The sequence below is a fragment of the Streptomyces celluloflavus genome, from assembly GCA_000720995.1.
Lineage (GTDB): Bacteria > Actinomycetota > Actinomycetes > Streptomycetales > Streptomycetaceae > Streptomyces > Streptomyces celluloflavus.
Genome location: JOEL01000006.1, coordinates 54005 through 79715 on the forward strand (window position 1 = coordinate 54005; position 25711 = coordinate 79715).

Sequence of the window (25711 nt, forward strand, 5' to 3'; positions counted from 1 at the left end):
CCCTGGACGGCGGCCGGTTGCGGGGCGGTGCCGAGATCGCCGGCCGCATTCGCGATACCGCGCGACGGTGGCGGCGACGGAGGCGCTACGGCCTCGACACCGGCATCGAGGCGCCCGGCCGGAGGGGGAATCGGCAGCAGCTCGCCCGGGACCTGACACACGCGTTCCCGGGCCGACCGACGTCGGCCCGACCGCCCACCCGGCATCAGGGCCGCGCGGGCACCGTACGAGAGGGTGGACGTCCATGGCCGAACTGCACGATCTGACCGCGCTCGAACAAGCCGCCGCGATCCGGTCCGGGGAGCTCTCCCCCGTCGAACTCACCGAGCACTACCTGGCGCGCATCGACCGGCTGGACGACACGCTCGGCGCCTTCCTGACCCGTACCCCCGACCTCGCCCGCAAACAGGCCGCGGAGGCCGAGAGCGCGGCCGCCGCCGCCCGCCGCGAAGGCCGCGAACTCCCGCCGCTGTACGGCATCCCCGTCCCGGTCAAGGATCTCAACAACGTCGCCGGGGTGCGCTGCACGCTGGGCTCGCGGACCCTGGCCGAGCGCGTCCCCACCGTCGACGACCATGTGGTCGGCAAGCTGCGGCAGGCCGGCACGATCCTGCTCGGCAAGACCAACACCCCCGAGTTCGGGCTCTCCTGTCATACCGAGAACGACGTCACCTCGCCCGCCCGTACCCCCTGGGACCTCACGCGCTCGGCGGGCGGTTCGAGCGGCGGGGCGGGCGCGGCGGTCGCCGGCGGCCTGGCGCCCCTGGCCCATGCGAGCGACGGCGGCGGCTCGGTCCGGATCCCGGCGTCGGCCTGCGGGCTGTACGGCATCAAACCGAGCCGCGGCCGGGTCAGCACCGGCCCGCTGCACGACATCACGGGGATGAGCTCCTCGGGACCGCTGGCCCGTACGGTCGCCGACGCGGCCACGCTGCTGGACCTCCTGGCGGGGCCGATGCCCGGCGATCCGTACACGGCGCCCGCGCTGCCGCCCGGTGAGACGTTCGCCGACTACGCCCGCCGCGATCCGGGGCGGCTGCGGATCGGTGTCCTCACCGCCCCGCCCATACCCGGCATCGAGGTACATCCGGACTGCCACGCCGCCGTCGCGGAGACCGTGGCCCTGCTGTCCGAACTGGGCCACGAGACCGAGGAGGCGTCCCTGCCGGCCGACGAGTCCACCCGCGAGGCCGTCACCCGTGTCTGGGCGATCATCGCCGACCGGAGTCCGGTGCCGCCTGGGAGCGAGGATCTGCTGCTGCCGCTCACCCGCTATCTGCGCGAGTGCGCCGCCGAGGTCTCCGGCACGGATTTCGCGGCGGCGCTGTTCGCGTTCCGGATGCTCGGCCAGACCATCGCCGACGATCTGATGCCGCCGGACACCGGCTACGACGTGCTCCTCTCGCCGACGCTGGCCAGCCCGCCGCTGCCGGTCGGCGGGCTGCGCAACGACGCGGATCCGGCGGCCGAGTTCGCCTCCCTCCTCGCGTTCACCCCCTTCACCACGGTCTACAACGCCACCGGCCAGCCGTCGGTCAGCGTCCCGCTGCACTGGAACGCCGAGGGGCTGCCGATCGGCGTGATGCTGACCGGCCGGTACGGCGCGGACGCCATGCTGGTCTCGCTCTCCGCGCAGCTGGAGCAGGCCCGCCCGTGGGCCGGGCGCCGGCCTGACGTCTGGTGACGGGGCCGCCGCACGGCCCGCGGGCGCGTCCCGCGGGCCGTGCGGCGGGCGCGCGCCGCGCCCTCCCGGCCTTCGCCCTCCGGTCAGGGAGTGGCGGGGCCGGGGCAGCAGCCGGTGCCCCGCGCGCCGTCGGCGGGTTGCTCCGTGCCGCGCCCTCGCCCGTCCGGCGACCGCCGCTCGCCCGCGGCCGCCCGCCCGGCGCCGTCGTCCTCGTCCGCCGCCGGACCCGACGGATCCTTGGCCCGTCGGTCGACCCGCAGCCGCCGCGCGCCGGGGCCCTGTTCGCCGAGTTCGTCGTACGGGTTGGACAGCGCGCACTTCTCCAGCGACAGACAGCCGCAGCCGATGCAGTCGGTCAACCGGTCCCGCAACTCGACGAGCTGGCTGATCCGTTCGTCCAGCTCACCGCGCCAGACCTCGGAGAGCCTGGCCCAGTCGTCGCGGTTGGGGGTCCGCTCGTCCGGCAGCTCCGTCAGCGCGTCCCGGATCACCGCGAGCGGAATCCCGACCCGCTGCGCGGCCCGGACGAAGGCGACCCGGCGCAGCGCGTCACGGGTGTAGCGGCGCTGGTTGCCGGCCGTCCGGGTGCTGCTGATCAGCCCCTTGGACTCGTAGAAGTGCAGCGCCGAGACGGCCGCGCCGCTCCGCGCGGAGAGCTGGCCGACGGTGAGTTCATGGACCTTGTAGGGAAGCTGGGGCACGTCTTCCACCCTAATCGCAGGGATGCGCGCATACGTTGACAGCCGGCGGGGGCACTCAGCATGCTGAGCAAGCGCTCAGTCAGCGCCGGGCGGCGGCATACGGCGACGGTGCACGGCGACGGCGACGGGCGCGTACGGATCCCTGAGGAGGCAGACGGAGATGGCAGAGCCCCGAGTGTTCGGATCGCTCGACGAGCTGCGGGCCGCGGTCGGCGAGGACCTGGGCACCAGCGACTGGCTGGAGATCGACCAGCAGCGGATCGACCGGTTCGCGGAGGCCACCGGCGATCACCAGTGGATCCACGTCGATCCGGAGCGGGCCGCCGCCGGTCCCTTCGGGACGACCATCGCGCACGGCTATCTGACGCTGTCGCTGCTGCCCGCGCTCGTCCCGCAGCTGATGCGGGTCGACAACGTCACGATGGGCATCAACTACGGCGTGAACAAGGTGCGTTTCCCCGCCACCGTCCCGGTCGGCTCGCGGCTGCGCGCCTCGGCCAGGATCGCGGAGGTGACCGAGGTGCCGGACGGCGTCCAGGTCGCGACGACGGTGACGGTCGAGCGGGAGGGCGGCGGCAAGCCGGTCTGCGTCGCGGAGACGGTCAGCCGCTTCTACCTCTGACACCGGCCGGCCGACGGGCCGGGGCACGGGCGGCCGCGACGCCCCGTCTCGCCCGGCCCGTACCTCATACCGTCTCCGCGCCCACCATGCGCAGCACCAGACCGGCGTAGAGCGCGCCGACCTCATCGGGGGTGCGCGGGCCGTCCGCGGAGAACCACCGGGCGACGTCCACGCACAGGGAGAGCACCGCGAGGGTGGTGCCGGGCACGTCGTCGGCCCGGAACTCCCCGGTGTCCGCGCCGTCCTGGATGATCTGGCGCAGCGCCCGGTCGGTCCGGCGGCGCAGATCGGTGATCTCGGCGTAGTGCTCCGGACCCAGGGCCTGGAGTTCGTACTGGATGACCCGGGCGGTGGTGTGGTGCTCGGCGTGCCAGCTGGCGAAGGCCCGTACGGCGTCGCCGAGCCGCTCGGTGGCAGTGCCCTCGGCCGCGACGGCGGCGCCCATGATGCGCAGCGCCTGCTCGTGGCCGATGCCGCTGATGCGGTAGAGGAGTTCTTCCTTGGTCTTGTAGTGGATGTAGAGCGCGGCGGGGCTCATCCCGGCCCGGCCGGCGATATCGCGGGTGGTGGTGGCGTGGTAGCCGCGCTCGGCGAACGCCTCGACGGCCGCGCTGACCAGCCGCCGTGCGGCGTCCGGGGTCACATCGGCCCACTCCTCGCGGCCCCCGGCCGCCCGTTCCGCCTCCGCACCCATCGCGCACCCCGCTCTTCGCTCCTCGGCCCGCCAGGGAGAGTCCGCTGCCGGATCGAACACCATACCGCGCACTGAGCAAGCGCTTAGCGAACTGCCGGTACGCGCCGGTGACCAGGGGCGGGAATCCGGTGCGCGGCGGCCCGGCGGCCGGGTCAGAAGGCCGAGACGCCGGTCAGCGCGCGGCCGATGAGCAGTTTCTGGATCTGGCTGGTGCCCTCGTACAGGGTCATCACCCGGGCGTCCCGCACCAGCTTGCCGACGGGGTACTCGTCGATGTAGCCGTAGCCGCCGAAGACCTGGAGGGCGTTGTTGGCGGCGCGCACCGCGGCTTCGGAAGCGAACAGTTTGGCCTTGGACGCCTCGGTGGCGAACGGCTCGCCGCGGTCGATCAGATCGGCGACCCGCCAGGTCAGCAGGCGCGCGGCGTCCACGTCCACGGCGATATCGCTGATCAGCTCCTGCACCAGCTGGTGCCCGGCGACGGGCTTGCCGAACTGCTCGCGCCGGGCCGCGTAACCGAGGGCGGCGTCCAGGGCGGCCTGGGCGATGCCCACACAGCCGGCGGCGACCGACATCCGGCCCTTGGCCAGCGCGGACATCGCGACCGTGAACCCCTTGCCCGCGGGTCCCAGCAGGGCGCTCTCCGGCACCCGGACACCGTCCAGGAACAGTTCTGCGGTGGCCTGGCCGCGCAGCCCCAGCTTGCCGTGGATCTCGCGGCGCTCCAGCCCGGGGCTGTCGGCGGGTACGAGGAAGGCGCTGATGCCCCGGTGGCCGGGCTCCTCGCCGGTGCGGGCGAAGAGCAGTACGACATCGGCCCAGGTGCCGTTGGTGATGAACATCTTGCTGCCGTCGATGATCCAGTCCCCGCCGTCGCGACGGGCCCGGGTCGTGAGGGCGGCCGCGTCCGAGCCGGTGCCCGGTTCGGTGAGGCCGAAGCAGCCGAGGGCGCTGCCGGAGGTGAGCGACGGCAGCCACCGGCGCTTCTGCCGTTCATCGCCCCAGGCCGCGATGGTCTTGGCGACCAGGCCGAGAGAGACCGAGACGATGCCGCGCACCGAGGAGTCGCCGCGGCCCAGCTCCTCGGTCACCAGGGCGTACGCGAGGTGGTCGCCGCCGGAGCCGCCGTACTCCTCGGGGACGGTGAGCCCGAGGAAGCCGAGGTCGCCCAGTTTGCGCACGATGCCGCGGTCGACCTCCTCGGCGCGGTCCCAGGCGGTGACGTGCGGGGTGATCTCCCGGTCGGTGAAGTCCTTGGCGAGCCGCCGCACGGCGGCCTGCTCCTCGCTGAGTTCCAGGTTCATCGGGGCCCCTTGTGGACGGCGGCGGTGCGGCGGACGACATGAGGCGCACGAGGCAGCGTGTTCGCCGGTACGCGACATTAAATTAGCACTGCTAGTTTTTTCTGGTCGGCCTCTACTATGTGCGTCATGGCCCGACCCCGCAAGCCCCTGCTGAGCCGCGAGCGCATCGTCACCACGGCGCTGGCGCTCATCGACGCGGAAGGGCTGCCGGCGCTCTCCACCCGGCGCCTCGCGGCGGAGCTGGGCGTGAGCGGACCATCCCTCTACAACCACTTCACAACCAAGGACGAGATCCTCGACGCGGTCGCCGACACGGTCATCGCACATGTCGACGTCTCGGCCTTCGAGGAGGGCGCGGACTGGCGGGCCGGGCTGCTGGACTGGGCCCGCTCCTACCGCGCGGCGCTCGCCGCGCATCCGCACATCGTGCCGTTCCTCGCCCAGGGCCCCGGCCGCCGGCCGGCCGGTCTGAAGATGGCCGACGCGGCGTTCGGCGGCATGGTCGAGGCCGGCTGGCCGCCGGCGCAGGCGACCCGGATCTGCGCGATGATCCGCTACTTCGTCGCGGGCTCCGCGCTGGGCTCGTTCGCCCGCGGTTTCGTGGACGACCCGAGCGCCTACGATCCGGCCGACTACCCGCATCTGGGCCAGGCGCACCTGCTGGCGGAGCATCAGCGCCAGGTGGACGAGGGGGCGTTCGAAGCCGGCCTGCGCGCCCTGGTGGACGGGCTCGCGCTGCACCACCCGGAACTCGTACCGCCGCACGGCCGGGGCGCACCGTCACCGTGACGCCCGCCCCATGACGCCCGGCCCCGGAATCCGGCGATCCGTATTCCCGTGCGACACCTCTTGCCTGCACGCCAATCGGTAGATGTAAAGTGCATCTGTCCCTGACCAGCAGGGACCTGACGCGTGGTACGGAGGCGGCGTGCGCACACCCGGCACAGCCCATGACAACCGGTTCACGGCGCGTGGCGCGCGCTTCGCCGTCCAGGTCCTGCGCGGCCAGGCCCAGGTCGACTTCCTGCCGAGCGCGCTGACCGGTCTGGTGTTCGCCATCGCGCTGTTCGCGTCGGGCTGGGAGTACGGCCTCTACGGGCTGGCCGGCACCGCCGTCGGCACCGCCACCGCCGCCCTGCTGGGCGTGGACCGGGACCGGGTCACCTCGGGGCTCGAAGGGTTCAACGCCTGTCTGGTGTCGGTCGGCTTCGCGGTGTTCCTCGGCGCCGATCAGGTCTCCACCATGGTGCTGGCCCTCGCCGGCAGCGCGGTGGTCACCATCGTCACCGGCGGCACGGCGCGCATCATGGCCACCTGGGAGCTGCCGACCTTCACCCTGCCGTTCTGCCTGATGGCGAGCGCGATGACGATCGCGGCGCCCGGCTTCGAACGGGTCTGGCACCACAGTGCCGGGCTGGCCGAGCTGACCCGCCCCGCGGGCGGGTCCACCGCGCTCGGCTGGACCGATCTGTGGCACGCCTTCTTCGCGAACTTCGGCGAGATCTTCTTCATGCCGCAGTGGTACGTCGGCCTGATCTTCCTGGCCGGCATCTTCCTCGCCAGCCGCCGGGTGGGCGTGCTGGCCTGCCTCGGCAGCGCCGTCGGCATCCTCACCGCCTGGGCCCTCGGCGCGCCCGCCGACCAGATCGCCTCGGGCACGATGGGCTACAACGCGGTGCTGGTCGCGATGGGGCTGTGCGGGGTCTTCCTCGTCGCGGACGCCTGGAGTCTGGGGTACGCGCTGGTCGGCGCGGCCGCCGCGACCGCCCTGACGTCGGCGATGGGCGCCCTCTTCGCCCCGTCCGGCGGCCACACCTTCACCTGGCCGTTCGTCCTCGTCGCGGTGATCTTCCTGGCCGCGGCCCCGGCCTTCCCCCGGCTGCGCCGGGTGGGCGCGGCCGACCCGGCGGACGCGGCGGTGGACAGCCCGCAGCGCGCCGCCGAGGACGCCGCGGCTCCCGGTACCGCGGAACCGGACCGGGGAGCCGGCCGGCCACGGCACCGGCCGACCGTCCCGGCCTCCTAACCCTCCCGGCTCCCCGTCCGGCCCGCCCGGCTCACCGTCGCCGCCCGAGGACGGCCGGATCTCCCCTTCCGCACCCGGTCGGCGCGCGCTCTCAGAAGACGATCAGCGCCCGCCCGCCCCGGCCCGCCAGCATCGCCTCGAACGCGGCCGGGATGCCCTCCAGCCCGATGCGGTCGGTGACCAGCGCGCCGAGATCGAACGCGCCGGAGCGGACGTGTCCGGCGATGACCGGGAGGTCCCGGGCGGGGTCGCTGTTGCCGTAGACGCAGCCGGAGAGCGTACGGCCGAAGTAGAAGAGCTCCAGTGCGTGGAAGGTCACCTGCTGCTCCTGGCCGCCGATGCCGACGACGGTGGTGCGCCCGCCGCGCCGGGTGGACGACCAGGCCGTCCGGATCGTGTCGGCGCGGCCCACGCACTCCACCGCGACATCGACGCCGTAGCCGCCGGTGAGTTCGCGGATGCGCTTGGCGGTGCCTTCGCCGGAGAGTACGAACTCGGTGGCGCCGGCGGCGCGGGCCAGCTCCTCCTTCTCCGGTGAGACGTCCACCGCCACGATCGGGCCCGCCCCCGCGATCCGCGCCGCCTGGAGCGTGGCCAGCCCGACCCCGCCGGCCCCGTAGACCGCGACGGACTCCCCCGCCCGCACCCGGGCGCTGTGGTGGACCGCGCCCCAGCCGGTGAGCACCGCGCAGCCGAGCAGCGCCGCGTCGGTGAGCGGCACCCCGTCGGGCAGCGGCAGCACGGCGTGCGCGGGCACCACGGTCTCCTCGGCGAAGGCGGCGGTGCCCACACCGGGGTAGAGCGCGCTGCCGTCGGCGGCGAGGGTGGCGTACGGAACGTTCGCGGCGGCCCCGGAGCGGGCGCACAGCCAGGGCTCCGCCAGCCCGCAGAAGTGGCAGTCGCCGCAGGACGGCGCCCAGTTGAGGACGACCCGGTCGCCGGGGGCCACCGCCGTCACCTGCGGGCCGACAGCGGTGACGGTGCCCGCGCCCTCGTGGCCGAGGACGGCCGGGGCGGGCTGGCGCAGGGTGCCGTTGGACAGCGACAGATCGGAGTGGCAGACACCGGCGGCGGCGAGGCGGACGCGGACCTGGCCGGGCCCCGGCTCCGGCAGCTCGATCTCGGCGATCCGGAGCGGGGCGTTGACGGCGGGCAGTACGGCGGCACGGACCACGGAAGGGATCTCCTCTGGGTGGCGGAAGCGGAAGGGTGGCGAACGGGGCGGAAGAGCCGGATGCGGGCGAGGCGGAAGAGCCGGGTGCGGGCGGGGCGGGTGCGCCGCCCCGCCCGCACCCCCGCTCAGAACTGGAGCGACTTGGTCTGGAGGTACTCGGTCAGACCGTGCCGGCCCAGCTCGCGGCCGACCCCGGACTGCTTGTAACCGCCGAACGGGGCGAGGGGGTTGAAGCCGCCGCCGTTGATGTCGACCTGTCCGGCGTCCAGCCGGCGGGCGAAGGCGACCGCCGTTTCCTCGTCACCGGCCCAGACCGCGCCCGCGAGTCCGTAGACGGTGCCGTTGGCGATCCGGGCGGCGTCCTCCTCGTCCTCGTACCGCAGGAGCGACAGCACCGGGCCGAAGATCTCCTCCTGGGCGATGGTCATCTCCGGGGTGACCTCCGCGAAGACGGTCGGGGTGACGTAGTAGCCCGCCTCAAGGGGCGCCTGCGGGCCGCCCGCCACGATTTTCGCGCCCTCGGCGACGCCCTGCTCGATGTAGCCGCGCACCCGGTCCCGCTGCCGGGCGCTGACGAGCGGGCCGATGCGCTCGCCGGGGACGTACTTGGCGGCGGCGGTGGCGGCGAGTTCGACGGCCTCGGCGTACCGGTCGGTGTGAACCAGCATCCGGGTCCACGCGCTGCACGTCTGGCCGGAGTTGGCCATCACGTTGGCGACGCCGACGGCCACCGCCTTGGCGAGATCCGCGCCGGGCAGGATGACATTGGCGGATTTGCCGCCGAGTTCCAGGGCCACCCGCTTGACGGCGGCGCCCGCAATGGCGCCGATCTTCTTGCCGACGGCCGTCGAGCCGGTGAAGGAGACCAGGTCCACGCCCGGGTGCTCGGCGAGCGCCTGCCCGGCGACCGGGCCGAGGCCGGTGACGAGGTTGAAGGCACCGGCCGGGATCCCGGCCGCGTCCACGCACTCGGCGAACAGCTGGGCCACCAGCGGGGTGTTCTCGGCGGGCTTGAGCACGACCGTGCAGCCCGCCGCGAGCGCCGGGGCGACCTTGGCGACGATCTGGTGCAGCGGGTAGTTCCAGGGCGTGATCGCGCCCACCACGCCGACCGGCTCATGCAGCACGGTGGAGTTGCCGACCTGCTCCTCGAAGGGGTACGAGGCGGCCAGTTCCGCGTACGAGCCGCAGACCACGACCGGCATGCCGACCTGCACCTTCGTACTGAACGCGGGGGGCGAGCCCAGTTCGGCGGTGACGGTCTCGGCCAGTTCCTCGCCGCGCGCCGCGAGCTGGTCGCGCAGTGCGGTCAGCCGGGCGGCGCGCTCGGCCGGCGCGGTGGCGGCCCAGCCCGGCAGGGCGGCGCGGGCGGCCCGTACGGCGGCGTCCACGTCCTGCGCGGAACCGGCGGGGACGGTGGCGATGACCCGCCCGTCGGCCGGGTTGACGACATCGATCGCGCCGCTCCCCTCGGCGGGCCGCCAGCTTCCATCGATGTACATCGCGTCGTGCTGCTTCACGTCGTGGTCCTCCCGGGGCCGCTGTGGTCGTGCGACCCCCAAACTAGCACTGGTAGTTTTCCGTCGCCGGAAACCTCGGCGATTCCCTCGGCCCGCCCGGAGGCGGGATGCCGGACGCCTTCCGCACGGCCCGGCACCTCACCCGCCGGGCCCCGGCGACATCTCTCACCCTCCCCCGGGCGGCGGCGCCGTACCCACGAACCGCCGGCCTTCCCGCCGTTGGCCCCACGGCCACGTCTTCGCCCCGTCAGCTCGCGTGGCGGCTGGAGGATGCCGAGGGCGGTGCACGGCCGTCCGCTTCCCCCGGGGCCGCCGCCCGGCGGCGGGTCGGCGGGCCGGTCCGGTGCGGGCGGCGCACAGTGGACGCGGCCGGCCGGGAGCGGGAGTGGGGCACGGTGATCCGGCCACGGCGGCCGGGAGTTTCCGTTGACGGACCCCGACAGCAATCCTAAGGTCCTGCATAGGATTCCTTGAGCGTCGGGAGCGCGCGATGACAGGCACGGGCAACGAGCAGGCGGGGAAGACGGCCGAAGGGCTGGCCTATTCCCTCGGATTCGGCAACGAGCACAGTTCGGAGGCGGTGCCCGGCGCACTGCCCGCGGGCCGCAACTCCCCGCAGCGCGCCCCGCTGGGCCTGTACGCGGAGCAGCTCAGCGGCAGCGCGTTCACCGAACCCCGCAGCCACAACCGCCGCTCCTGGCTCTACCGCATCCGCCCCTCGGCCGCGCACCCGCCGTTCGTCCGCGCCGATCAGGGCGCGCTCCGCTCGGCGCCGTTCACCGACTGCGTCCCCGACCCCAACCGGCTGCGCTGGAACCCGCTCCCCGAGCCGGCCGGTCCGGTCGACTTCCTGGACGGCCTGTGGACGCTGGGCGGCAACGGCGACGCCACCCAGCGCACCGGGATGGCCGTCCACCTCTACTACGCCAACGCCTCGATGTCCGAGCGGGTGTTCAGCGACGCGGACGGCGAGCTGCTGATCGTGCCGGAGCGCGGCGGGCTGCTGCTGCGCACCGAGTTCGGTCTGCTGCGGGCCCTGCCGGGCGAGGTGGCGCTGATTCCGCGCGGGGTGCGCTTCCGCGTCGAGCTGCTGGACGCGACCGCCCGCGGCTATGTCTGCGAGAACTACGGCCGGCCCTTCCAGCTCCCCGACCTCGGCCCGATCGGCGCCAACGGCCTGGCCAACGCCCGGGACTTCCGTGCCCCGGTCGCCGCCTACGAGGACATCGAGGGCCCGTTCGAGGTCGTCAACAAGTTCTGCGGGCACCTCTGGAAGGCGGTCTACGACCACTCACCGCTGGATGTCGTCGCCTGGCACGGCAACCACGTCCCGTACGTCTACGACCTGCACCGCTTCAACGTCATCGGGTCGATCAGCTACGACCACCCGGACCCGTCGATCTTCACCGTCCTCACCGCCCCGTCGGACACCCCGGGGCTGGCGGGCGTGGACTTCGTGGTCTTCGCGCCGCGCTGGCTGGTCGGCGAGGACACCTTCCGGCCGCCGTACTTCCACCGCAACGTGATGACCGAGTACATGGGGCTGATCGAGGGCGCCTACGACGCGAAGACGGCCGGTCCGGGGGGTTTCGTGCCGGGCGGCGGTTCGCTGCACAACATGATGTCGGCGCACGGCCCCGACCGGGAGACCTTCGACCGCGCCAGTGCGGCGGAGCTGGCACCGCAGAAGATCACGGACGGTCTCGCCTTCATGTTCGAGACCCGCTGGCCGCTGACGCTCACCGAGCAGGCCCGTGACGCCGGACACCTGCAACGCGGCTACGACGACGTATGGCAGGGTCTCCAGCGCCACTTCCGCCCGTGACTCCGGGGACCCCTCTGTGACGACCTTCGCTCCCGACTCGCTCGCCCTGAACCGCAAGCTGCCGCTGTGGTACCAGGTTTCGCAGTCACTGCGCGCCTCCATACTGGGCCGCTCCCCCGAGGCCCCGCTGCGGCTGCCCACCGAGGAGACGCTCGCCACGCACTACGGCGTGAGCGTGCTGACCATGCGCCAGGCCCTCAAGGAACTGGAGACCGAGGGGCTGATCAGCCGGCACCGGCGCCGCGGCACCTTCATCGAACCGGACGCGCGGCGCGGCGCTCCGGTGCGGCTGCTCGGTTCCGTGGACGCGATCGTGGCCCAGCAGTCCGGGATGAGCAGCGTCCTGCTGGCGCACGGGAGCTGCGCCCCGCCGGCCGAGCTGGCCGAGTACTTCCCGGACTGCCCGGAGGTCGCCTGCTTCCGCCGGCTGCGCAGCGACGAGAAGACCGGCGAGCCGACCAACCACGCGTGCAACTACGTACGGTCCGACGTCGCCGCCCGTATCGACCTGGCGGATCTGGCGCGCTGGCCGATGACGAAGGTGCTGCGGGACGCGGTGGGCGTGCGGATCAGCCGGATCACCGACACCGTCGAGGCGCGGCTGGCCGATCCGGAGACCGCCCGGCTGCTCCAGGTCCCGCTGGTCAGCCCGATCCTGCACCACACGGGCATCACCTACGACGAGGAGGGCCGGGTGGTCGACGTGGCCCGTATCCACTACCGCGGCGACCGTTTCTCCTTCACGGTCACCCTGGACGCGCACTGAGGACGGCCGGCGCGGACGGCATACCGGACGGGGGGCCGGGCAGCCGCGCCGGCCCTCCCCGGTTCAGATGCGCTCCAGGCTCCGGCCCGTGCTGCGCGGCCCCAGCAGCACCACGTCCAGGCACAGCAGCACCATCAGCACCGCGGAACCGGCGAACACCGCGACCGCTCCGAAGCGGGCGAGGACCGACAGCGCGACGAACGGCAGCACCACCGAGGTGAGCCGGGAGAGCGAGTACGCGATACCGATCGCGCTGCTGCGCAGGCCGGTCGGGAAGATCTCGGTCTGGTAGACGTGGAAGGCGTTGGAGAAGACGTTGCTGCACAGCGTCAGCGCGAAACCGGAGCCGACGATGAGCCAGGGGGCGTCGGCGAGACCGAAGACGAGTCCGCAGGCGGCGATGGCGAGCGCCGCGGCGGCGATCAGCGTACGGCGCTCGATCCGGTCGATGAGCGGGACGGACAGCGCCGAGCCGATCGGATAGCCGCAGAAGCCCAGCGCCGCGTAGAGCAGCGAATCGGTGACGGTGTGCCCCTTCGCCGTGAGCACCACCGGTGCCAGCGACCCGAAGCCGTAGTAGCCGACGGTCTGGAGCACCTGGAAGACGCACCACATGACGGTGCGCCGCCGGTGGTCGCCGCGGAGCAGCGCGCCGAGCGGCACCTTCCGCTCCGGCGGGGTCCCGGCCGCCGGAACCAGCGGCAGACTGCCGCCGGTCTCGTGCGCCACCCGCGCCTCGATGTCCGCCACGATCCGCTCGGCCTCACGGTCGCGCCCCTGCACCATCAGCCAGCGGGGCGACTCGGGTAACCGCCGTCGCATCAGCTGGAGGAAAGCGGCCCCCAGCCCGCCCGCCACCAGCAGCCAGCGCCAGCCGTCGACGCCCAGCACCTGATGCGCGGCCACCAGCCGGGCGCCGAGCAGCGCGACGACCGGTACGCCGAGGAAGCCGAGGGTGTACGCCCAGGCGATGTAGCGGCCGCGTACCGCGCGCGGCAGGAACTCCGCGAGATAGGTGTCCACCAGGACGAGTTCGGCGCCGAGCCCGATGCCCGACAGGAAGCGCAGCGCGAGCAGCCACGGCAGATCCGGGGCGAAGGCGCAGAGCAGCGAGCACCCGGCGTACGCGCCCAGGTTCACCAGGAACATCCGGCGCCGCCCCACCCGGTCGGCGAGCACCGACAGCACGTTCGCGCCGACGAACATGCCGAGGAACGCGGCGGCGATCACCCAGGCTTTGGCGGTGTGGCCGAGCTGCCACCGTTCGGCGAGGGCGGCCCCGAGCACCCCGCCGAGGAAGACCTCGTAGAGGTCGAAGAAGGAGCCGATGCCGACGATCAGGGTGATCTTGCGGTGCCACCGGGACGCCGGCAGCCGGTCGAGCCGGGCGGCGGTGAACGCGCCGGCGACAGCGGTGTCCGTCAAGTCGGTCCTCCCCCTGGGCAGGTCCCGGCGCGCGGGGCGCGGTGGCGTGCGCACCGCGCTCGCCGGGCGTACGGCGAGGACCGTACTCCGCCAAGATCGGACCCGGTAGACCGCCGCCGGACGCCCGTCCCCGGACACCGGTGGCCGGTGCCGGGCCCGGCCGCGGTGTCCGGCCGGTGGATACGATGCCGGGGTCAACCGAACGGTCCGGGAGGGGCTCCGCGTGACGGCGAAGCAGGACGCGCCACGGCTGTCCGATCTGCTGCCGTGGTCCGTGGCGCCGCTGCGGCCCGGCCGTTCCTGGGTCATGGGGCCGGACCCGGCGGTACTGCGGGCCCGCTGGAACGCCCTGGTGGGCGCCGCGGACCCGGCGGCCCGCGAGCGGCTGTTCCGGCCGTCCCGGGCCCGGACCCTGCACTCCGCCGTCGGGCAGCTGCCCGGACAGCCGACGCCCACCGGGCGGCTGTCCCGGGCGGCCGGACCGTGCCCCGAGCCGGTGCGGCTGCTGCACGGCCCCTTCGACCAGCAGTGGCTGCTGCCCGACCACCGGCTGCTCGACTCCGCACGGCCGGAGCTGTGGCGGGTGGCCGGGCCCCGGCAGCTGTTCGCGGTCACGTGGAGTCCCGCGTCGCAGCTCCCGGGCCCCGCGGTGGTGTGCTCCGCGGTGCTGCCGGACGGGCGTTCACCGGCCGGCCGCCCGGGGCGGATCCACCCGCTCTACCGGCGGCCGGGCGGCCGGGAGCCGAATCTCGCGCCGGGCCTGCGGGCGCTCCTCACCCGGCGGCTCGGCCGGCCGGCCGCGCCCACGGATGTCCTCGCCTGGATCACCGCGAGCGCCCGCCACTCCCCCGACGGCTGCGTGGTGCCGTTCACCGCCGACCCCGCGGTCTGGGACGCCGGGGTCGCGCTCGGCGAGCGGCTGCTGTGGCTGCACACCCGGGGCGCGTACGCACCCGGTGGCGGCCCCGGCGGCGAACGGCCGCGGCTGCCGGGCGGCCGCCGCCCGTACGTGCGGGCGCCGCTGCCCTCCCGCGGCCTGCCGGGGACCCTCGCGTACGACCCGGCCGAGGAGGCGCTGCTGCTCGGCAGTGGCCGGATCTCACCGGTGCCGCCCGGCGCCTGGGAGTTCCACGCGGGCGGGGTCCGCGTCCTGTCGGCGTGGTTCGAGCAGCGCACCGCCGCGGGCCCGGAGCCGGCCGAGGACGGTTCGCTGGCCGCGCTGCGCCCCGCGGTGTGGCCGCAGGAGTGGACCTCGGAGCTGCTCGAACTGATCACGGTGCTGGCGCTGCTGGCCGAACTGGAGCCGCGCCGCGAGGAGCTGGCGCGCCGGACGGCGGACGGTCCCCGGATCGACGCGGCCGGGCTACGGGCCGCCGGCGTCCTCCCGCCGCCACCCACCGCGCGCCGCCCGGCGTCCGTGCTGGACCATCACGAGGAGGGTCCGGAGGGACAGTTCACCCTGCTGTGAGGGGCCGGCGGCCCGGGGCGGCACGGCGCCGGGCGCGGCACGGCCGGAAACGCAGGAAAACCACCCGTCGCAACAGGACGGGTGGTGCGGGTGGGGCGCCGACCGGGTGGGACGGGCGGCGGATCGGGCCGTGCGCCGTACGACGGGCCGGGATTCCTGCCCCGGCGAACACACCGGCGCGCTGCCGACGCCCCGGGCCTGACGGGCGGTCGGATCGCAGCGCTGCGCCGGGACGGTGTGATCGCCCGGGGTGCCGCGTCAGGGACGCGTCAGCTGTGCCCGCCGAGCAGTGATCGCCGCAGCCTGCGCAGCGGGGCGAACAACAGCACCTTGGCACCGCGGCTCGTCGTGCGTGAGCGGTCACGCGTGGTGAGCTCCCGCATCAGTGACGTCGCGCCCTCCGCCTCCCGCTGCGGGACGGCGGGACCGCCCAGCACCGCGAGATGGCGGTCCAGCCGCGCGCTGGACGCACTGCTTCCGCAGCTGACGGCAGGGACTCGCGCCCTGCGCATTGCTATCTGTTCCATGACTCTCCCCACCCTTACGAGGGCACCCGGCCCCGGGCAGGGTAACCCTATCTCTCCCGGAGGACACGTGCGCAGACCGGTCAAGGGCATCACCTGCCCCACGCCGGCGTTGACGAATACCTATGAAACGCCGCGTACAGGGCTGTGACCAGGCAGAGTTGATGCCCCGTCGGGCAGGGCGCGGGCGGCGGGACGCACGAGGAGAGCCCGCCCCCTGCGGACCCTCCTCGCCGTCCCGAGGTGCGACGGCTTACGCGGCGGAGGAGAGCGCGGGCAGGTAGCCCTTGGCCTGGCCGGCGGCGGTGGGGTGGTAGGACTCGTCGACGGGCAGGGTCACGCTGTGCAGCCAGGGGTCGCCCGAGCACAGCTCATGCCCGGAGAACTTGGTGTTGACGTCGGCGAAGCTGAAACCGTGGTCGGCGGCGCGCTTGGCGGAGACGCCGTTGATCTGGTCGGCCGCCCCGTTGATGGCGCTGCGGGACTTCTCGGAGAGGCCGGCGAGGCAGCTGCCGCCGATCTTGTAGAAGTGCGGATAGCCCAGGACGACGACGTGCGCGGCCGGGGCCTTCTGGCTGATGGCGTTGTACACGCCGTCGAGCTGGGCGGGCAGCGTGTTCTTGACGTAGCTGACGGCCTGGGCGACCCGCGCCAGACAGGTGCTCTCGGAGTTGAGCGCACAGGTGGACATGGTGTCGGCGAACCCGGCGTCGTTGCCGCCGATGGTGATGCTCACCAGACCGGTGGAGGAGTTGAGCGGCGCCAGCTGACCGCCGAGGACATCACCCGTACGGGCGCCGGAGCAGGCGGTCGACTGGTAGGAGGACGGTGAGTTCGCGGCGGCCCACAGGGCCGAATACGCCTTGGTGCTGCGTTTGCAGGAGCCGCTGGAGCTGTCGTAGCTGCCGGCCCCCACACCCGCCGAATAGGAGTCTCCGAGGGCTACATAGCCGGTGGGGGCGGCTTGTTGGGCGGACGCGGCCGTCACCGGACCGGTGAGGACGAGCGCGGCGGCGGCGAAGAAGGCGGACGTCATGGCCGCAAGTCGGGGCAGTCTCATGGAACCTCCCATAGCAGGAACTCGGCCCCACATGTAGTAGCAGCGGCGCCACGCAACGGGAAGTGTCCATGCCAAAGATCAACGAGAGTTCACGGCACATCTGCGGACCTGTGAAGATCTTCACCGCCGGACCATTGCGTGCGGTGACATGTCTATGGCATTGCCTCAGAATCCTTGCCGCGCACCCGATGCCACCCCACGAACCATGTGACGGGTGGTCAGCACAGCCCTCCGTACCGCCCGCCGCGTACACCCCGGGCGGCGCGTCGCCCGGGGCCCTCCGCCGCGGCGCCACTGCCCGGATTCGCGTCTTGACGGGGGTCGGGCGCTGCGCGACATTGAGGCCCGGCATCCGGCGCTTACAGGGGGCAAGCGGCCAATGCAGACCACAGCCATCAACGACAGCGGCTCACGCGACGGGCCGCCACCCGGTCACCGGCCACCCGGTGACCGGCACTCCGACGTAGGGCGGTCCGACCGGCACCCGCCCGGCGGCCGCCGGTGGACCGGAGCGGTACCGCTCTGCGCGGGCGCGGCGGTCGGCGTCGGCGCGGTGGGGGCCGTACTGGCGCTCGCCGACCTCGCCTCACCGCTGCGCGCGCCGTTCACGCTCTTCTTCCTCCTGCTGGCACCGGCCACCGCGATCGGCGCGGCGCTGGGCCGGCTGGATCCGCTCGGCCGCGCGGTCGTCGCGGGAGCGGGCGCGCTCGCCGCCGATCTGCTGGTGGCCGAGGCCATGCTCGCGCTGCATCTGTGGTCGGTACGCGGCGGAGTGGTGGCGGTGGCGGTCCTCAGCGCCGCCGCGCTGCTGCTGACGGCCCTGCACCGGTGGCCCGGCCGGGCCCGCCGGAGCCGGACACCCTGACGTGGACATCGCCGTATACCGCCCCGGCGAGCTGACCGCGGCCGACCGGGCCGCCTGGACCGCCGTCCAGTCCCAGGCGCGGGCGCTGGGGTCGCCGCAGCTGGCGAACCCCTTTCTCGCCCCCGAGTTCGCGCTGGCCGTCGGGCGGTGCCGGCGCGGTGTGCGGCTGGCGGTGATCCGGGAGGACGGCGCCCCGGCGGCGTTCCTGCCCTTCCAGCGCTCGGCACTGGGCGTGGGGCGCGCCATCGGCCTCGGTATCTCCGACGCCCAGGGGCTGGTGCACCGGCCCGGCTTCCCGTGGGACGCCCAGGAGCTGCTGCGCGCCTGCGGGCTGTCGGTGCTGGAGTTCGACCACCTGGTGGACGGCCAGAAGCCCTTCGACCGCGGGGCGCTGATCGCGCATCCCTCCCCCGTCATCGACGTGGACCGGGGCTTCGCCGCGTACCTGGAGCAACTGCGCGGCCGGTCGCCGAAGTTCATCCGCACCACCCTCGCCAAGGAGCGCCGGCTCGGCCGTGACCTCGGCCCGGTGCGGTATGTCCACGACGAGCGCGATCCGGCGGTACTGCGCACCCTCATCGGCTGGAAGTCCGCGCAGTACCGCAGGACGGGACGCCGCGACCGGTTCGCGCACCCCTGGATCGTCCGGCTGGTGGAGCAGCTCTTCCACACCCGTACCGAGGCGTTCGCCGGTCTGCTGTCGGTGCTGTACGCCGGGGAGCGGCCGGTCGCGGCGCACTTCGGGCTGCGCTCGGAGTCCGTACTGGCCTGCTGGTTCCCCGCGTACGACCCGCGGTACGCGAAGTTCTCGCCGGGCCTGGTGCTGCATCTGCGGATGGCCGAGGCGGCGGCCGCGGCCTCGATGGCCTACCTCGATCTGGGGCGCGGCGAGAAGGGCTACAAGAACTCCTTCAAGACCCGGGAACTCCCGGTGTCCGAGGGCTGGGTGGCGCGGCGCCATCCGGTGGCGCTGGGGCACCGGGCGCGGCGCGCTCCGGTACGGGCGCTGCGCGACACCGTGCGGGCCCGGCCGGAGCTCTTCGAGCCGGCCGATCGCCTGCTCAAACGGATGGGCCAGTTCCGATCGGGCCGCTGAGCCGCGCATCGGCGCGTACCGGCCAATAACCCGGAAAGAGATTTGGAGTCCGTCATCTTGCCTTAGAGTCGCCGTTATCCATATCGTCATGCATTCACTCATTCACTCGCATCGGGCGATCATTACCAAGCGCTCTCGGGGAGAGCCGAAGCCAGCACGCTGAATATCCGGTGCGAGGCACGGCGGGGGGTCTTGGTGCACCCGGAATTCGCTTATTGATCGCCGTTCACCGATGACCGGGACACGCGCCGCGCAACCGGTGACACGCTTGCCGGCCAGCTCTGTTCGCATGGCGGCCCAGGCCGTCCCGAATGGGGTGCGAACCCCCCTTTCGAACCGGATACACAGCAGGACCGCCCGGGGGTGGGCGGCCCACCGGACGGGAGGGAATTCAACCCATGAGCTCGTTCCTTCGCCCCGTAGGCGCGGTTCGACCGCCGCAGGCGCTGCTGCCCGGACATGCCGTCTACCGGCCCGTCTCCTCCTATCTCGCCATCGCGCCGCCGGTCAGCGTCGTCATACCGGCGATGAATGAGGCGGAGAATCTCCCGTACGTCTTCACGACCCTGCCGGACTGGATTCACGAAGTGATCCTGGTCGACGGGAATTCGACCGATGACACGGTCCGGGTCGCCCGTGAGCTGTGGCCCTCCGTCGTCGTCGTGCGGCAGCGCGGCAAAGGCAAGGGCGATGCGCTGATCGCCGGATTCGCGGCCTGCACCGGCGACATCATCGTGATGATCGACGCCGATGGATCGGCCGACGGCCGCGAGATCGTCAGCTATGTGTCGGCGCTGGTCTCCGGGGCCGATGTCGCCAAGGGCTCGCGCTTCGCCAACGGCGGCGGTACGGACGATATGACGCCGGTCCGCAGGCTCGGCAACCGGGTGCTGACCACCGTCGTCAACGTCAAGTTCGGCGCCCGCTACACCGATCTCTGCTACGGCTACAACGCGTTCTGGCGGCGCTGTCTGGCCCAGATCTCGCTGGACTGCGCCGGGTTCGAGGTCGAGACGCTGCTGAACATCCGGGTGGTCAAGGCCGGGCTGCGGGTGCAGGAGATCCCCAGCCACGAGTACCACCGCATCCACGGCGCCAGCAATCTGCGGGCGGTGCACGACGGTTTACGGGTCCTGCGGGTGATCCTGCGGGAGCGCGGCACCCGATGGAGACGGACCGCCCGGCGCGGGCCGAACACCGGAGACGCGCGGTGACCGGCCCGGCCGTACCGGACGGCGGCGGACCGGGCCGTACCGGGGCGGACCGCACCGGGGCCGGTATCCGGATCTCCGTCGTGATCTGCGTCCACACCGAGGACCGCTGGGACGAGATGCTCGCCGCCGTGGCCTCGGTGCGCGGACAGTCCCGGCCCGCCCACGAAGTGCTGCTCGTGGTCGACCACCACGCTCCCCTGCTGGACCGGCTGCGCCGGCACTTCGGGACCGCGGGCGCCCCGGCGTCCCCGGGCCCGCCGACTCCCCTGCGGATCATGGCCAATTCAGGTCCCCGGGGACTGTCCGCCGGGCGCAACACCGGTATCGCGGCGGCGCGCGGCGAGGTGATCGCCTTCCTCGACGACGACGCGGTGGCCGAGCGGGACTGGCTGCGGTACTTCGCCGAGGGGTACGCGGATCCGGCGGTGCTGGCGGTCGGCGGGCGCACCGAACCGGTCTGGGCGTCGGGCCGCCGGCCCGCCTGGTTCCCCGCCGAGTTCGACTGGGTGGTGGGCTGTACGTACCGGGGTCTGCCGCCGGGCAGGGTGCGGGTCCGCAACGTACTGGGCGGCAACGCCTCGTTCCGCAGGCCGGTGTTCGAGACCGTCGGCGGTTTCGCGAACGGTATCGGCCGGGCCGCCGGCCGGCGGCCACTGGGCGGCGAGGAAACGGAGTTGTGCATCCGGCTCGCCCGCGCCCTGCCGGACGCGGTGCTGCTGATCGACGACCGGTCGGTGATCCACCACCGGGTACCGGCCGCCCGGCAGCGCTTCGGCTACTTCGCCGGCCGGGCGTACGCGGAGGGCCTGTCCAAGGCGCTGGTGGCGCGGCGCGTCGGGACCCGGGCCGGGCTGGCGGCCGAACGGCGCCAGCTGACCCGGGTGCTGCCCGCGGGGGTGCTGCGCGGGGTGCGGGACGCGCTGCTGGGCCGGGCGGGCGGTGCCGGGCGGGCGGGCGCGATCGTGGCGGGCACGGCGGCCGCGGCGGGCGGCTATCTGGTGGGGACGGTACGGGTACGCCTCGGGGGCGCGCCGACGGCTTCCGACGGTCCGGGCGGCCTGGGCGATCCGGGCGGCGCCCCGGAGTCCGCCACCGCCGCCACGGCCACCCCTGCCACGGGCGTCGCGGCCTCCGGGTGCGCGGGGGCGACCGTATGAGCGGCCCGTCCCCCGTACCGGTCCTGATGTATCACGCGGTGACCGAGACGCCCGCGCCCGCCGTACGGGAACTGTCCGTGACGCCCCGGGCGTTCACCGGGCAGCTCGCGGTGCTGGCCGATCGTGGTTTCACCCCGCTGACGACGGCCGCGCTCGCGGCGGCCTGGCGGGGCGGCGGCCCGCTGCCCGCCAAACCGGTGCTGATCACCTTCGACGACGGATACGAGGGCGTGCACCGGTATGCGCTGCCCGCCCTCGTCCGGCACGGTTTCCCGGCCACCCTCTTCGTCACCACGGGCTGGCTGCGCGGCCCGTACGGCACCGGGGGCGGCCCGGACACCATGCTCGACTGGGACCAGGTGCGCCGGCTGGCCGCGGCCGGTGTGGAGATCGGCGGACACAGCCACCGCCATCCGCCGCTGGACGGACTCACCGACGACCGGCTGCGGCGGGAGGTGCTGCGCTGCAAGGCGATCGTCACCGCCGAGACCGGCGCGGCCCCGGAATCCTTCGCGTACCCCTACGGCCACTCCAGCCGGCGGGTGCGGCAGCTGGTCCGGGGGCTCGGCTTCCGGCAGGCGCTCGCCGTGCGCAACGCCCTCGCGGACCGCCGCCAGGGACCGTACGCACTGGCCCGGCTGACGGTGCGGCGCGGCACCGGCCCCGAGGAGTTCGCGCGGCTCGTGGAAGGCCGCGGTATCAGCCGCGCGTTCGCCCGGGACCGGGCGCTCACCAAGGGGTACGCGGTGGTGCGCCGGACCCGGCAGGCGGCCCGGCTGCTGAGACCGGACGGGCGACGAGACCCGGAGGATGACAACTGACCGTCCACTCCCGGCAGTTGAGACCCGGCGGCCGCGACGGACCGGGTCCGCCGGCGGCGGGAGGAAGGACGCCCGAGCCCGTGCCCGACACGACCGCCCGGACCGCGGAGCGCACCGGACCGAAACCGCGGGAAGGAGACCGCCCGCCGCCCCCGGCGGGGCGGGGCGGCGGCGGGCCGCTGTTCCGCAACGCCTACGCGCTGATGCTCAACACCGGTGTCTCGGGGCTGCTCGGACTGGGGTTCTGGCTGGTCGCGGCCCGTTACTACACGGAGGCCGCGGTCGGCCAGGGTTCGGCGGCGATCGCCGCGATGAAGCTCCTGGCGGGGCTGACGGCGGTGACACTGACCGGCGCGCTGGCCCGTTTCCTCCCCGTCGCCGGGAGCGCCACCGGTCGGCTGGTCCGCCGTACGTACGCGGGCGGTTCGGCCGTGGTGGCCGTCGCCGCGACCGTCTTTCTGCTCACCCTCGACCTGTGGGGCCCCTCCTACGGTTTTCTGCACGGCCCGCTGAACGGCCTCGGCTTCGTCCTGGCCGTCGCCGCCTGGTCACTGCTCACCCTCCAGGACGGGGTACTGACGGGGCTGCGCAGCGCGCTGTGGGTACCGGCCGGCAACCTCGCGTTCTCGGCGGTGAAACTGGGGCTGCTGGTGGTGTGCGCCGCCGCGCTGCCCACCGCCGGGGTCTTCGTCTCCTGGGTGGCGGCCATCGCGGTGTCCGTCCTGCCGCTCGGCTGGCTGGTGTTCCGGCGGCTGATCCCCCGGCACGTCCGGGCGACGGGCCGGACAGCCCGGCCGCCGTCCCTCCGGGAGATGGGCCGCTTCCTGGCGGGCGACTACACCGGGTCGCTGTTCTCGCTCGCGGTCGTCTATCTCGTACCGGTGCTGGTCGCCTCGCAGGTCAGCGCGGTGGACAACGCGTACTTCTACATCACCACCACCATCGGCGGCACGGTGAACCTGCTCGCCGTCAACATGGGCGCCTCGCTGACCGTCGAAGGGGCGCACGATCCGGCGCGGCTCGCCCAGCACACCCGGGCCGCACTGCGGCGGATGGCCCGCATCATGATCCCGGTCTGCTGCCTGCTGTTCGTCCTCGCGCCGTACGTCCTCGGCGTCTTCGGGTCCGGCTACGCGGACGCGGCGACACCGCTGCTGCGCTGGTACGCGGTGGGGGCGGCGCTGCGCGTGGTGCTGGAGGTGTACTTCGCGGTACTGCGCGCACAGAGCCGCACCTCGGGACTGGCGTACCTCCAGGGGCTGTTGTGCGTCCTGGTGCTGGGGCTGACGCTGCTCCTGCTGCCGCGGATGGGGCTGACGGGGGCCGGCGTCGCCGAGATCTCCAGCCTCACGGTGATCGTCTCCATCGCCGCCCGCCGACTCCACCGGGTACTGCGCGGCCACCCGTCCCCCCTCCTCACCCGGGTCCCGGCGGACAGCCTCGCCCCGGACGGCGATCTCGCGGACCTGGCCGTCCACGGCGACCGCGGCGACGCCGTCGGGACGTACCGGAGGGGCCGCACCACGGAGGCGGATGGGGATACGGATGACGATGCGGGTGCGGTCACCGGTGTGCACACGGGCACGGGGGCAGGGACTGGCGCAGATACGGACGCCGTGCGGCCGCCGCGGCGCCGGGCGGTTCCGTCCTGGGCCGAGACCGCCGCCACCCCGCCCGCCCCCGGTCCCGCCCGCCACCGCGGCCCCGCCCCCGTCCCCCTCTCCGTCCGCCTCCGGCGCCGTCCCGATCTCGCGGTCTGGGGGCTGCTGGCCGTCGCGCTCACGCTGTTCTGGCTGCCGCTGCGCGGTATGGGCGACGCCGACCTGGACCGGATGAACGGGCTCGGCCTGGTCTCCGTACTGCCCCCGGCGACGCTGGCCGGCGCCGCCCTGCTCGTCACGGCGTACGGCTGCGCCCTATGGCTGGCCCGGCCACGACGGGTCCTGCTGGCCGCCGTACTGCTGCTGACCGTGGTGGCACTGCACGCGCTGCCCGCCGTTCTGGAGACCGAACCGCGCTTCGCGACGGCCTGGCAGCATCTGGGTTTCCTGGACCAGCTCGGCAGAACCGGCGCCGCGGCGCCGGATCTGGACGCCCGCTGGAGCTGGCCGGGGTTCTTCGCCATGGCGCAGTTCCTCGCCCAGGCGTGCGGGGTCACCGACTTCACCGAGGTGCTCCGCTGGTGGCCGCTGACCCTTGAACTCCTCTACCTGGCCCCGCTGTTCCTGCTGCTGAAGGCGGTACGCGCGAGCTGGCGGGCGAAGTGGTGCGCGGCCTGGCTGTTCGCGTTGTGCGGCTGGGTGGGCCAGGACTATTTCTCCCCGCAGGGTTTCACCTATCTCCTGTACCTCGCGTTCACGGCGATCCTGCTGGTGTGGTTCCGCGCGCCGCACCCGCCGCCCGGTACGCCGCACCGGTTGCCCCGCAGGCCGCACCGGTTGTCCGGTGGGCGGCAGCCCGGCGAGGCGGCGGTGACACCGGCCGGGCGGGGCCAGCGCGCGGTGCTGCTGGCCGTGCTGATCGGGCTGTTCGCGGCGTCGGCGGCGGGTCATCAGCTCACCCCGTTCGTGATGCTCGGCGTGCTGACCGTGCTGGTCCTGGCCCGCCGCTCCTGCTTGCGCGGGCTGCCGCTGCTGCTCGGCGTCATGGTGGCGGCCTGGCTGGGCTTCCTGGCCGAGCCGTACTGGTCGGGCCACCTCCACGAGCTGTTCGGGGGGCTGGGCGGCATCGGCGGCAACGTCGCCTCCTCCGTCACGGACCGGATAGGCGGCGGCGACGCCACCCACAAACTCGTGCTGTACGCCCGGGTGGCGCTGGCCGGCGGGGTGCTCGCGCTGGCCTGCTGGGGAATGCTGCGCCGACGGCTCGCGGGCTTCACCGAACGTGCACTGCCGGTGCTGGCCGGCGTCCCGTTCCTGGCCTTCGGGATGCAGTCCTACGGCGGCGAGATGGCCCTGCGCGTCTTCCTGTTCGCGCTGCCCGGCGCCTGTGTGCTGGCGGCGCTGGCGCTCTTCCCGCACGGTACGGACGCCCGCCGGAGCCTGGGCCCGCTCGCCGCGCTGCTGACGGGCCTGATCCTCACCACCGGCTTCCTCGTCGCCCGCTGGGGCAACGAACAGTTCGAACGGATCCGGCCGGGCGAGGTGGCCGCGATGGCGTACGTCTACGCCCATGACCGCCCCACGGCGCGGCTGCTGTGGTTCAGCGACGATCCCGTCAACAGCGTCACCCCCGCGATGCCCTGGGGCGCCAAGGACATGGCCCGGGTGCGGTACCAGCCGGTCCTGGCCCCCCGCGACCCGGCCCGCCTCGACCCGGTCGTCACGGCGCTGCGGGACGCCGGACCGCAGTCGTACCTCGTCGTCAACCACGGCCAGTCGGAGGCGCTGCGGCTGAACGCGGGCTACGGCGACCACTGGGAGCGGCGGCTGCGCACGTCCCTGGACCGGCGGCCCGAGCTGCGCCGGGTGCTCTCCAACGAGCACGCGGCGGTGTACGAGCTGATGCGCCGGCCGCCCGGTGAGGTCCCGCGGCCGCGTCCCGGTCCGGCCGGGCCGCGGGTGACCTGGACGCCGTGGACGGTGGCCGGCGCGGCGGCCGCGGTGCCGCTGATCCTGCTGCTGACCGCCCGGGAGGTGCTCCGGGTGGCGGCCGCGCCGGGCACCCGCCGGCGGCGGTGGCTGCGCGGCTCGTTCTGGTGCGCGATGCCGCTGCTGGCGGTGTTTCTGGCGTCGCTGGTGCAGCGGTTCCTGACGCTGTCGTGAA

At 73.7% G+C, this 25711-nt stretch carries 21 protein-coding genes; 13 read left to right on the top strand and 8 right to left on the bottom strand.

What is annotated here, in order from left to right; translation table 11 throughout:
- Positions 1 to 244 precede the first annotated feature (244 nt).
- Positions 245 to 1684, top strand: a complete 1440-nt coding sequence (locus tag IH09_RS07840; RefSeq protein WP_052855376.1) for an amidase — start codon at positions 245 to 247, stop codon at positions 1682 to 1684.
- An 83-nt stretch (positions 1685 to 1767) separates the two neighbouring features.
- Here the strand turns inward: IH09_RS07840 and soxR are convergent, their stop codons facing one another.
- Positions 1768 to 2385: a redox-sensitive transcriptional activator SoxR gene (soxR, locus tag IH09_RS07845; RefSeq protein WP_318279406.1), complete on the bottom strand. Its 618-nt coding sequence runs from the start codon at positions 2383 to 2385 to the stop codon at positions 1768 to 1770.
- Positions 2386 to 2545: 160 nt separating this feature from the next.
- On the opposite strand from soxR, the gene IH09_RS07850 reads away from it, so the two are divergent.
- Positions 2546 to 3007: a MaoC family dehydratase gene (locus tag IH09_RS07850; RefSeq protein ID WP_052855377.1), complete on the top strand. Its 462-nt coding sequence runs from the start codon at positions 2546 to 2548 to the stop codon at positions 3005 to 3007.
- 64 nt (positions 3008 to 3071) lie between these two features.
- Here the strand turns inward: IH09_RS07850 and IH09_RS07855 are convergent, their stop codons facing one another.
- Together IH09_RS07855 and IH09_RS07860 are read right to left on the bottom strand one after the other, a co-directional pair.
- Positions 3072 to 3701, bottom strand: a complete 630-nt coding sequence (locus IH09_RS07855; RefSeq protein WP_052855378.1) for a TetR/AcrR family transcriptional regulator — start codon at positions 3699 to 3701, stop codon at positions 3072 to 3074.
- A 152-nt stretch (positions 3702 to 3853) separates the two neighbouring features.
- Entirely contained in the window at positions 3854 to 5005 is a 1152-nt protein-coding gene (locus tag IH09_RS07860) for an acyl-CoA dehydrogenase family protein (RefSeq protein ID WP_052855379.1), read from the bottom strand.
- A gap of 126 nt (positions 5006 to 5131) precedes the next feature.
- Here IH09_RS07860 and IH09_RS07865 point away from each other — a divergent pair, with 126 nt between their 5' ends.
- Together IH09_RS07865 and IH09_RS07870 are read left to right on the top strand one after the other, a co-directional pair.
- Positions 5132 to 5794 (top strand): TetR/AcrR family transcriptional regulator, encoded by a 663-nt coding sequence (locus tag IH09_RS07865; protein WP_052855380.1) that lies wholly within the window; start codon positions 5132 to 5134, stop codon positions 5792 to 5794.
- A 139-nt stretch (positions 5795 to 5933) separates the two neighbouring features.
- Positions 5934 to 7031, top strand: coding sequence for an urea transporter (locus IH09_RS07870; protein WP_094794547.1), 1098 nt, complete (start codon positions 5934 to 5936; stop codon positions 7029 to 7031).
- A 91-nt stretch (positions 7032 to 7122) separates the two neighbouring features.
- Here the strand turns inward: IH09_RS07870 and IH09_RS07875 are convergent, their stop codons facing one another.
- Both IH09_RS07875 and IH09_RS07880 read right to left on the bottom strand, forming a co-directional pair.
- Entirely contained in the window at positions 7123 to 8205 is a 1083-nt protein-coding gene (locus IH09_RS07875; protein ID WP_052855381.1) for a zinc-binding dehydrogenase, read from the bottom strand.
- Between the two features lie 125 nt (positions 8206 to 8330).
- Positions 8331 to 9725 (bottom strand): aldehyde dehydrogenase family protein, encoded by a 1395-nt coding sequence (locus IH09_RS07880; protein ID WP_052855382.1) that lies wholly within the window; start codon positions 9723 to 9725, stop codon positions 8331 to 8333.
- 490 nt (positions 9726 to 10215) lie between these two features.
- Here IH09_RS07880 and hmgA point away from each other — a divergent pair, with 490 nt between their 5' ends.
- Positions 10216 to 11550 (top strand): homogentisate 1,2-dioxygenase, encoded by a 1335-nt coding sequence (gene hmgA, locus IH09_RS07885; RefSeq protein WP_052855383.1) that lies wholly within the window; start codon positions 10216 to 10218, stop codon positions 11548 to 11550.
- Between the two features lie 16 nt (positions 11551 to 11566).
- On the top strand, positions 11567 to 12316 hold the full coding sequence (locus IH09_RS07890; protein ID WP_052855384.1) for a GntR family transcriptional regulator: 750 nt from the start codon (positions 11567 to 11569) through the stop codon (positions 12314 to 12316).
- A gap of 63 nt (positions 12317 to 12379) precedes the next feature.
- On the opposite strand, the gene IH09_RS07895 is transcribed toward IH09_RS07890, so the two are convergent.
- On the bottom strand, positions 12380 to 13741 hold the full coding sequence (locus IH09_RS07895; protein WP_110952146.1) for an MFS transporter: 1362 nt from the start codon (positions 13739 to 13741) through the stop codon (positions 12380 to 12382).
- A gap of 223 nt (positions 13742 to 13964) precedes the next feature.
- On the opposite strand from IH09_RS07895, the gene IH09_RS07900 reads away from it, so the two are divergent.
- Complete coding sequence (locus IH09_RS07900) at positions 13965 to 15209, top strand: type ISP restriction/modification enzyme (protein ID WP_052855385.1); 1245 nt, start codon at positions 13965 to 13967, stop codon at positions 15207 to 15209.
- 269 nt (positions 15210 to 15478) lie between these two features.
- Here IH09_RS07900 and IH09_RS07905 read toward each other — a convergent pair whose 3' ends face one another.
- The gene (locus IH09_RS07905; protein ID WP_094794542.1) at positions 15479 to 15736 is read right to left on the bottom strand and encodes a hypothetical protein; all 258 of its coding nucleotides are present in this window, start codon (positions 15734 to 15736) and stop codon (positions 15479 to 15481) included.
- 250 nt (positions 15737 to 15986) lie between these two features.
- Positions 15987 to 16793 carry an SGNH/GDSL hydrolase family protein gene (locus IH09_RS07910; RefSeq protein WP_052855387.1) on the bottom strand — a complete coding sequence of 269 codons (807 nt, stop codon included), beginning with the start codon at positions 16791 to 16793 and terminating at the stop codon, positions 15987 to 15989.
- A gap of 379 nt (positions 16794 to 17172) precedes the next feature.
- Between IH09_RS07910 and IH09_RS07915 the strand changes: the two genes are divergently transcribed.
- The 6 genes from IH09_RS07915 to IH09_RS07940 all read left to right on the top strand — a co-directional run bounded on the left by IH09_RS07915 (position 17173) and on the right by IH09_RS07940 (position 25710).
- Complete coding sequence (locus tag IH09_RS07915) at positions 17173 to 17658, top strand: hypothetical protein (RefSeq protein ID WP_240151023.1); 486 nt, start codon at positions 17173 to 17175, stop codon at positions 17656 to 17658.
- A gap of 1 nt (position 17659) precedes the next feature.
- Complete coding sequence (locus IH09_RS07920) at positions 17660 to 18754, top strand: GNAT family N-acetyltransferase (protein ID WP_052855388.1); 1095 nt, start codon at positions 17660 to 17662, stop codon at positions 18752 to 18754.
- A gap of 398 nt (positions 18755 to 19152) precedes the next feature.
- Positions 19153 to 19968, top strand: a complete 816-nt coding sequence (locus tag IH09_RS07925) for a glycosyltransferase family 2 protein (RefSeq protein WP_052855389.1) — start codon at positions 19153 to 19155, stop codon at positions 19966 to 19968.
- A 116-nt stretch (positions 19969 to 20084) separates the two neighbouring features.
- Positions 20085 to 21125: a glycosyltransferase family 2 protein gene (locus tag IH09_RS07930; RefSeq protein ID WP_240151032.1), complete on the top strand. Its 1041-nt coding sequence runs from the start codon at positions 20085 to 20087 to the stop codon at positions 21123 to 21125.
- Complete coding sequence (locus tag IH09_RS07935; RefSeq protein WP_052855390.1) at positions 21122 to 21946, top strand: polysaccharide deacetylase family protein; 825 nt, start codon at positions 21122 to 21124, stop codon at positions 21944 to 21946. Before IH09_RS07930 ends, IH09_RS07935 begins: the two co-directional genes overlap by 4 nt.
- Positions 21947 to 22026: 80 nt before the next feature.
- Complete coding sequence (locus tag IH09_RS07940; RefSeq protein WP_404827246.1) at positions 22027 to 25710, top strand: lipopolysaccharide biosynthesis protein; 3684 nt, start codon at positions 22027 to 22029, stop codon at positions 25708 to 25710.
- Position 25711 lies beyond the last annotated feature (1 nt).

What these genes read in the sequence shown, in the direction of transcription:
- IH09_RS07840 (WP_052855376.1), top strand. Translation starts at nt 245, where the DNA reads ATGGCCGAACTGCACGATCTGACCGCGCTCGAACAAGCCGCCGCGATC.
- IH09_RS07850 (WP_052855377.1), top strand. Translation starts at nt 2,546, where the DNA reads ATGGCAGAGCCCCGAGTGTTCGGATCGCTCGACGAGCTGCGGGCCGCG.
- IH09_RS07855 (WP_052855378.1), bottom strand. Translation starts at nt 3,701, where the DNA reads ATGGGTGCGGAGGCGGAACGGGCGGCCGGGGGCCGCGAGGAGTGGGCC.
- IH09_RS07860 (WP_052855379.1), bottom strand. Translation starts at nt 5,005, where the DNA reads ATGAACCTGGAACTCAGCGAGGAGCAGGCCGCCGTGCGGCGGCTCGCC.
- IH09_RS07865 (WP_052855380.1), top strand. Translation starts at nt 5,132, where the DNA reads ATGGCCCGACCCCGCAAGCCCCTGCTGAGCCGCGAGCGCATCGTCACC.
- hmgA (WP_052855383.1), top strand. Translation starts at nt 10,216, where the DNA reads ATGACAGGCACGGGCAACGAGCAGGCGGGGAAGACGGCCGAAGGGCTG.
- IH09_RS07905 (WP_094794542.1), bottom strand. Translation starts at nt 15,736, where the DNA reads ATGGAACAGATAGCAATGCGCAGGGCGCGAGTCCCTGCCGTCAGCTGC.
- IH09_RS07910 (WP_052855387.1), bottom strand. Translation starts at nt 16,793, where the DNA reads ATGAGACTGCCCCGACTTGCGGCCATGACGTCCGCCTTCTTCGCCGCC.
- IH09_RS07915 (WP_240151023.1), top strand. Translation starts at nt 17,173, where the DNA reads ATGCAGACCACAGCCATCAACGACAGCGGCTCACGCGACGGGCCGCCA.
- IH09_RS07925 (WP_052855389.1), top strand. Translation starts at nt 19,153, where the DNA reads ATGAGCTCGTTCCTTCGCCCCGTAGGCGCGGTTCGACCGCCGCAGGCG.
- IH09_RS07930 (WP_240151032.1), top strand. Translation starts at nt 20,085, where the DNA reads ATGCTCGCCGCCGTGGCCTCGGTGCGCGGACAGTCCCGGCCCGCCCAC.
- IH09_RS07935 (WP_052855390.1), top strand. Translation starts at nt 21,122, where the DNA reads ATGAGCGGCCCGTCCCCCGTACCGGTCCTGATGTATCACGCGGTGACC.